Origin of the sequence: Afipia felis ATCC 53690 (genome assembly GCF_000314735.2) — a bacterium.
GTDB classification, from domain to species: Bacteria; Pseudomonadota; Alphaproteobacteria; order Rhizobiales; family Xanthobacteraceae; genus Afipia; species Afipia felis.
Genome location: NZ_KB375278.1, coordinates 1 through 675 on the forward strand (window position 1 = coordinate 1; position 675 = coordinate 675).

Annotated in this window: 1 pseudogene; it reads left to right on the forward strand. The window is 65.3% G+C overall.

What is annotated here, in order from left to right:
* A pseudogene (locus HMPREF9697_RS21300) lies at window positions 1-675 on the forward strand (ABC transporter permease); the annotation flags it as partial.

The window sequence follows — 675 nt, forward strand, 5'->3', positions numbered from 1 at the left end:
AGGAAGCAGCCTCGAAGGCAAACCCGCTCGCGAAGGTGCAGACGGTCGACTACGCATCTGTCGACGGCTTCGAGTCCTCGACCGACGGCACGGTGCAGACGACGGGAGCTGGACAGGTCCTTGGCCTCGACCCCTCCTATACTGCCTCGTTCCCCGGCGAGATCCGGCTTCTTCTTGGGTCGTTAGACGGCGTTCTCGTCGCCCAGCAGACGGCAGCCAATCTGCACGTCGGTCTCGGAGACATGGTGATGATTCACCGGCCGGGGCTGTCGAACTCCGCGGTCAAAGTGGGCGGAGTGATCGATCTCCCGAACGCCGACTCGCTCTTCCAGGCGGTCGGCGCCCCGAAAGGCCTCGCACCGCAGGCTCCGCCCGACAACGTGCTTGTCCTTCCCGCCCCGCTTTGGCGCGAGCTCTTCTTGCCACAGAAGAACGTCCGGCCGGATAGCGTGCGCCAACAACTGCATATCGGCATCGACCGCGCGCAGTTATCCAGCGATCCCGGAGCAGCCTATATCGCCGCGACTGCTTCCGGTCATAACCTCGAGGCGCGAGTGGCAGGGACCGCGGTTCTCGCCAACAACCTTGCGGCGCGCCTGGATGCCACCCGCGGGGACGCGCTTTACGCCAAGGTGCTCTTCCTGTTTCTCGGAGCGCCGGGAGCAGCTCTCGCGG